Source organism: Oceanisphaera sp., assembly GCF_052084945.1.
In the GTDB taxonomy this organism is placed as follows: Bacteria; Pseudomonadota; Gammaproteobacteria; order Enterobacterales; family Aeromonadaceae; genus Oceanimonas.
The window spans coordinates 1-5,448 of the sequence record NZ_JBQDEX010000029.1; the positions used below are offsets into that span (position 1 = coordinate 1).

Sequence of the window (5,448 nt, forward strand, 5' to 3'; positions counted from 1 at the left end):
GATCTATTTAAATACAGTATAAAGAGGAAACAGAGTCACCTCCCTCGACACGCCACTGGGCTAGCCATCTTTGCTGGGTAACAACTGCGAATATTCACAGGATATTCGTTTTATTACCCAGCAAAGATACACGCCAGCAAGCTGGCCCATACGGGCTCAGGAAATGCCGTCCGACCGCCATGGAAGGCGGAAGTGTCGAAATGGCAGGAGCATTTTTCGACCTTGGCATTTCATGGTCGTGGGAGCTGATCTCTGTTACCTCCTTTGAGGCTCGGAGCTGTCAGCTAGTCATAACCACAGGGAGGTGCTTGCAGCGTGTCGGTGTAGTGGCCCCTTTTTTCGGCATCTACAGAAGATAAAGCTGACCACTTACTTAATCCGATTGGTATGACAGGGCCGTTAAGTGCTTCATACTATATCGGCACTCACGCCATCCATGGCGCTCAGATGTCATGTGTTTGAGCACCACATAGATATGCTTGTAGCGTGTCGGTGGGGTGGCCCTTGTTAGGCTTTACAGGCAGCACAAACTGACTGCTTATTGAGTACGATTGGTATTAAGCTACTCAATCTTGGCTTGGCTGCGTGCCACAAGCCAGTCAAACCAGTTGGTAACCTGATAACTAAAGCCCAGCCACTCACTCAGTGCACTGCCGTCTATGCTTTTACCTTGTCCGCCACCGCTAAATTGTGGAGCGGGTAAGTCGCGAAGTTCGGCAGCTTGGCTATAAAAGTCACGGCGACTGGGGTGATGCGGCGCACTCATATTGAGCGTGCTAGGCCACAGCTGTTTAGCCAAAATAGCCGGTATAAAGCGCAATAAGTCTTCTTGAGCCACTAAGTTGACCGGCTCGTCTCCCCCGTCAAAGCTGCGCCCAGCCAAAAAGCGCCCCGGCTCGCGATTGCCACCTACAAGCCCTGATAAGCGCAAACACAGCACCTGCGCCCCACTGTCCTGCACGGCTTGCTCAGCGGCCAACATGCGCTCACCACGAGCAGAGTCAGGTGCGGCATCGGCTTCTGTTTTATGTCCAAGACCGGCGTATACTGAGGTGGCACTGGTAAATAATATCCGCTGCACACCACTGTTAGCGGCAAGGTGTGCCACTTGACCAAGGGTGTTAGCATAATCATCCACTTTACCTGGCGGTACACACAGCACCAAAGTGTTGGCCCGCAATACGGTTGGCCAAACCTTAGGCAAAGGGGCGTTAATATCCCACACTGTGCTACAAATACCGGCCTTGGCTAAGCGAGCGCATTTGTCTTTGCAGGTGGTCGTGCCAGACACCTGATAACCTTGCGCTAACAAAGTAAGCGCCAGCGGCTCACCCAGCCAGCCTAGTCCCACAATCGCCACACTATTTCCAGCAAATACTTCCTCTGCCTGCGTATTAATAGACATAATTCAGCTCCGAAGATGTGATAAAGGAAGGTGATTGGCCTAATATATCTTGATAGATAACCGAATACGCCAATACATTTTGCACATAGCCGCGAGTTTCTCGATAGGGTATATTTTCAACCCAAACATCTAATGGTCGGCTGCCACTATTTTTTAACCAACGATCAATACGATGTGGCCCGGCATTATAAGCAGCAATAGCTGCTATGCGGTTATTACTATAACGGTCAAGCATCTCTTTAAAATAGCTAGAGCCCAGTTGTATATTCACCTTAGGAATATACACATCCGACGCCCGTTTAAAGTCTTTAATACCGTGTTTTTTCGCAGTGGCTTTGGCCGTAGCCGGCATAAGCTGCATTAAACCACCCGCGCCCACCGGAGAGCGTGCTAACTCATAAAAAGCACTTTCTTGGCGAGCAATAGCGAATAAAGTCGCCTCGCTTACCTGCAACTGCTTAGCTTGGCGCTGAAATATATCGCGATACACAATCGGAAAACGCAAATCAAGGTGATCCCATGCCTTGATGCGGATGCTGGCCTGGATAGAGTTGTCATACCATTGTTGCTGTAGCGCTAAACTTGCCAATGCCAAGCCATCGGCTTTACTGACTTTGCCTAACAAGTGATACCACTCACTGCGTGCCGCCGTTTTTTTATCCAGTGCCAGCCATTCTACCACTCGCGATACCGCCGGCCATTGACGACGCACCTTGGCCAAACTAACAGCAGGTACCAAGGGTTTTTTACGTAATAAGAATGGCGTTTTATTTTGCTGTGCCGATAAAAAACCATAATAATTGCGATGTGTAGCGGCTTGCTGCCACGCCTGTTGGCTTTCTTGATCTTGATGTTGTGCTTTTAGTGCTCGGCCGCGCCAATATAACCAACGACTATTTTTCTGAGCATTATCAGATAAGTACGTTATCCATTGCGGCAAACCTTTCCAGTCTTGTTCCCAAATTGCTACCCGCGCACGAAGCTCAAATAACTCTTCATCCCCTAGCTCAGGTAGGCGACTATCTAACCAGCTACGATATTCTCGGGTACGGTTATACATAAGCCGACGCGCTAATTTTTTTTCTATGCTGTGCACTTGAGACTGACTTAAACCTGCTTGGCTTTGATAGGTGGGATACACATTCATTACTTTGGCATAGTCAGTATTGGCTAATTTAGCCAATGCCTGCGCTAACGCTTGAGTTTGTCGCTTATTCTGCGGTTTAACCAACTCTCCCGTCAGTAGTTGTGTTGGCTTATCACTTAATGACTGTAAAAAGGTAGCGTCGGGCTTAACAGCATCACTGAGCTGGCGGCTTAAATAACTGACTAAGCCGCTCTCTCCACTGTGATACGCCAGCAATATGCGCTGCCATATATCATCGTCGGTGCGGCCACCGGCTTGGTGCCAAGCGTTAAATAAAGGGTCACAACTACTGGGCCGAGAGTGCCCGTGCAGCCACAAGGTTTTTGCCCCAGCCATGGCCATGGCTTTTTCACCGGTTGCCCATTTAGCTCTGTAGTGCGCACACTGCAATGCAACACTGTTAGGCAGATCAGGATAAAGGGTTAAAAATTCGCGCCAACGCTGTTCACGAGCCAGTCGATATAAATAACGTCCTTCTAAGCGATCAGACAATAATGAGTCTGGATACTGCGCCATAAACTCACTCACATCACGGGTGCGCACACTAGAGAGATTGTCTACAAGATATTGGTAGTCTAGATAGATGGCGAGTGGGTAATCGTTTAATCCCTTTCGTAGTTGGGTAAAGCGCTGAGTATCTTTGTTACTCAGCGCTTGCTCAGCATCGCGATAGTGTTCACGCATTGATGCTGCCTGAACACTCACACTTAGCCCCAATAGTAGCAACCCAAGCCCTAACACCTTTCTCACGGCGAACCCCTTTATAACAAATAGATAACCATCCTAGGGAATAGTGCCAAGCCTGCCAATGGGCAACCAAAAATAAAGTGGGGCGGTTCAGCTTATGAATATTGAGCTAACGCAAGAAACTTATTCGTTCGAGTCTGACTGATATCAGATGATACTGGCAACCAATAAGTGTGAGTTGCAACGAGGTGATCACATATTTAACTTGCATAAACGCAAAGACCCGAATAGGTTGATATAGATCACGTTATTAAATCACGGTCAGGGTAGCCTGAAACCGTACACCAACATAAAAGCACACCCAGGGGGTATTATATGTCCATCACCATTACCAGCACCACTATCGACATTTCTCCCGCCATTCGTGAACGGATTGAGAGTCGCTTCGAAAAATTGTCTCGGCGCCAAGTTGATCTTATTACGCCGCATGTGATCATTAATAAAGAAGGGTTAAAACACCAAGTAGAGGCGACAGTCGGCGTACGTCATGACACTTTGTTTGCTAAGGCAGAAGACGATAACTTGTATGCCGCCATTAAAGATTTAGGCCAAAAACTGGAGCGCCAACTGAATCGTTACGCAGACAAACCCGTAGCAAAACGCGCCCAGGCCGGCCAACCTATTGGGCCAAGTGATGTTGATGACTCACACTTAGATGCAGAAATTGATGACGAAGAAGAGTCTACATTCTCGTAATTAATGCATCGTTATCACTTCCTTTAATCGTCTTATGATGCCCCCTTGATTGATGAACATCGATCAAGGGGGCTTTTTATTGCTCCATCACTATCAAGGCACGAGTTTAGCTGCGTTTCATATTAAATTATGCTAGCTTTGGTAAAAGGTTTAAAAAGGCGGGTCAGTGCAGTCTACGGCTCAATCAGGGTAGGCATGCAAAAGGGACGCGGCTCTGGCAATAAGTTAGCGACGGACAAACAGATAAGCCTTCCATTGGGAGGCTTTTTTATTAGGTCATTAAGGGAAGCCCAATTGATTAACTTGGATGAAATTAGAACCCAGATTAGCAGCCTAGATAAAGAGCTGTTGTCTTTGCTCGCTAAGCGCAAAAGCTTAAGTTTAGACGTAGCTCGCAGCAAGCTTAAACACCCACGCCCTATTCGCGATCAAGAGCGTGAAGAAGCCTTGCTAGTGGCATTAATTAATCAAGGGCGCACCTTGGGCTTAGACGCGCATTACGTGACACAAATTTATCACACCATTATTGAAGACTCCGTATTATCACAGCAGGCCTTGCTGCAAGATTTACTCAATCCACAAGACGACGCACCCGCGATCAGTGTGGCGTTTTTAGGGTTACGCGGCTCTTATTCTAATATGGCGGCCCGTAAGTATTTAAGCCGATTTAACGCAAGTTTAGTCGAGCACAACTGCGACACCTTTCAACACATTTTTGACACCGTAGAGTCGGGCCAAGCGCAATATGGTATTTTACCCATAGAAAACACCAGCTCGGGTGCCATTAACGATGTATTCGATTTAATGCAGCACACCCACCTTTCTATTGTCGGAGAGCTCACCCAGCCCATAGAGCACTGCTTGTTAGTGGCTACAGACACCGATGTCAGCAAACTCACCACTTTATATACCCACCCTCAGGTATATCAGCAATGTTCGCAGTACTTAAAAACCCTGCCCCAGGTTAAGGTCGAGTTTTGCGCCGCCTCCTCTAATGCTATGGAGCTGGTAGCCAAGCAGCAGCGCGATGATATTGGCGCCATGGGCAGTGCCGATGGCGGTGCTTTGCACGGCCTAAAACCATTAGTCTCCGGGCTTGCCAATCAAAAGAAAAACATGACCCGTTTTATTGTGGTGGCGCGCAAACCTGTTGAAGTAGCACCGCAAATTCCGGCTAAAACCAGCTTTATTATGTCTACTGGTCAGCAAAGCGGTGCTTTAGTAGAAACGCTACTAATATTGCGCAACCACGATATTCCCATGACCAAGCTCGAGTCGCGCCCCATTATTGGTAACCCTTGGGAGGAAATGTTTTATGTGGATGTGGCCGCCAATGTCAATAGCGCACAAATGCAAGCCGCACTGAGTGAACTTAAAGACAGCGTGAGCTTTATTAAAGTATTAGGCTGCTACCCCAGTGCTGAAGTGGCGCCTACTCGATTATCATCTAAGG

Annotated in this window: 4 protein-coding genes; 2 read left to right on the forward strand and 2 right to left on the reverse strand. The window is 47.9% G+C overall.

Translation table 11 applies throughout. From position 1 onward, the window contains the following. Positions 1–562: 562 nt before the first annotated feature. Together ACTHY5_RS04340 and ACTHY5_RS04345 are read right to left on the reverse strand one after the other, a co-directional pair. Positions 563–1,405 carry an NAD(P)-binding domain-containing protein gene (locus ACTHY5_RS04340; RefSeq protein WP_441876887.1) on the reverse strand — a complete coding sequence of 281 codons (843 nt, stop codon included), beginning with the start codon at positions 1,403–1,405 and terminating at the stop codon, positions 563–565. Next, on the reverse strand, positions 1,395–3,302 hold the full coding sequence (locus tag ACTHY5_RS04345; RefSeq protein WP_441876890.1) for a transglycosylase SLT domain-containing protein: 1,908 nt from the start codon (positions 3,300–3,302) through the stop codon (positions 1,395–1,397). The genes ACTHY5_RS04340 and ACTHY5_RS04345 overlap by 11 nt, the downstream gene beginning before the upstream one ends. Before the next feature lie 312 nt (positions 3,303–3,614). Here ACTHY5_RS04345 and hpf point away from each other — a divergent pair, with 312 nt between their 5' ends. Together hpf and ACTHY5_RS04355 are read left to right on the forward strand one after the other, a co-directional pair. Next, the gene (hpf, locus tag ACTHY5_RS04350) at positions 3,615–3,995 is read left to right on the forward strand and encodes a ribosome hibernation-promoting factor, HPF/YfiA family (RefSeq protein WP_441876893.1); all 381 of its coding nucleotides are present in this window, start codon (positions 3,615–3,617) and stop codon (positions 3,993–3,995) included. Between the two features lie 294 nt (positions 3,996–4,289). After that, a partial coding sequence (locus tag ACTHY5_RS04355; protein ID WP_441876895.1) for a chorismate mutase occupies positions 4,290–5,448 on the forward strand: 1,159 nt, incomplete at its 3' end.

Excerpts from the sequence above, each read along its gene's own strand:
- ACTHY5_RS04340 (WP_441876887.1), bottom strand. The coding sequence starts at position 1,405 with ATGTCTATTAATACGCAGGCAGAGGAAGTATTTGCTGGAAATAGTGTG.
- hpf (WP_441876893.1), top strand. The coding sequence starts at position 3,615 with ATGTCCATCACCATTACCAGCACCACTATCGACATTTCTCCCGCCATT.